The organism is Pseudomonas karstica, from assembly GCF_009707515.1.
GTDB classification, from domain to species: domain Bacteria; phylum Pseudomonadota; class Gammaproteobacteria; order Pseudomonadales; family Pseudomonadaceae; genus Aquipseudomonas; species Aquipseudomonas karstica.
This window is the reverse complement of record NZ_WLYI01000003.1, coordinates 1-936: the sequence shown is the minus strand read 5'-3', so window position 1 is coordinate 936 and position 936 is coordinate 1. Positions and strand designations below refer to the sequence as shown.

The 936-nt window shown below is 58.4% G+C and carries 1 protein-coding gene; it reads right to left on the bottom strand.

The features are described from left to right. Window positions 1-326 precede the first annotated feature (326 nt). A partial coding sequence (locus tag GIR22_RS02880) for a phosphopantetheine-binding protein (RefSeq protein WP_246207780.1) occupies window positions 327-936 on the bottom strand: 610 nt, incomplete at its 5' end.

Here is a 936-nt window from a genome sequence, read left to right as displayed (position 1 = left end):
TGAAGAACCTGCTTTTTAAATTCGGAGTGGTTGACGATAAAAAACGTGGTTTTTAGATACGGCGTGACGCCTGAACCCGGAAATCGGCTGCGTTTCAAGGGCCGATGGCTACGTATGGATCAGGGCTGTGAGGGCATCGCCATGTTTCAAAATTGATAGCTGATCAGAGGCAGCAATTACGCCCCTTACAGGTTAAAAAAATTAGAACATTCGGCGGGAGATGTATGTCATGGGAAGCAGGGACAAGCCCTGGAGGGGGTCAGGCGGGACTCGCAGGATCGGCGCAATCCGATGAGCGAGCCCATCGGATTGCCACCGCAGGTGACTCAGATACTGCGTTTGCGCATGAGCGTCGGGATCTTGCTCTGCGGCACCTCGATGCGTTGCACCTGCCCCACGGCCGCAGCGACCAGAGCCAGCGTCGGCTGACCGAACAGCACGCGCACATCAACCTCCATGCTCTCCTTGCGCATGCGTTCGATCAGGCTGACCGCCAACAGTGAATGCCCACCCAGTTCGAAGAAGTGATCGTGTCGACCGACCCGGTCGACCTTCAGCAACTCGGCCCAGAGCAAAGCCAACCTGATTTCGACGTCACCCACCGGCGCTTCGTAATGACGCGTGGCATAGGCGTCGCTGTTCGGCGCTGGCAGGGCTTTGCGGTCGAGCTTGCCGTTGGGGGTCAGCGGCAGGACATCGAGTCGCACGTAGGCAGCCGGCACCATGTACTCCGGCAAATGCACTTGCAGGTACGCGCGCAGGCTGCCTGTGTCCGGCGATGCCTGCGACGTGTAGTAGGCGACCAGCCTTTTTTCTCCCGGTACGTCTTCGCGAGCCAGCACCACGGCTTCTTTTACCGCTTCGTGTCGAGCGAGTTTGGCTTCGATCTCGCCCAGCTCAATGCGAAAACCGCGGATCTTCACCTGGTCGTCGTTA